The sequence below is a fragment of the Aneurinibacillus sp. REN35 genome (assembly GCF_041379945.2).
Lineage (GTDB): Bacteria > Bacillota > Bacilli > Aneurinibacillales > Aneurinibacillaceae > Aneurinibacillus.
In genome coordinates, this window is record NZ_JBFTXJ020000044.1 from 1 (window position 1) to 283 (window position 283).

General features: G+C 50.2%; 1 pseudogene. It reads left to right on the plus strand.

The features are described 5' to 3' along the window. Positions 1–283: pseudogene (locus tag AB3351_RS23605) on the plus strand (carbohydrate ABC transporter permease); the annotation flags it as partial.

Sequence of the window (283 nt, forward strand, 5' to 3'; positions counted from 1 at the left end):
GACGGCGCCGGGGTCCGAATTGACGCTGCCACCCAAGCTGGTGCCCGATCCGGTTGTCTGGAACAACTACCGGCAGGTATGGGTCGAAGTCAACTTCCTGCAGTACACCATGAACAGCACCTTTATTACCATGATGGATCTGATCGGAATGGTTGCTTCCTGTGCGATTGTTGCGTACGGACTCGCTTTTTTTGAATTTCGAGGACGGAATTTGATCTTTTTGGCGATGCTCGGCACGATGATGCTGCCTTCTCAAATTACGATGATCCCAACGTATTTTATT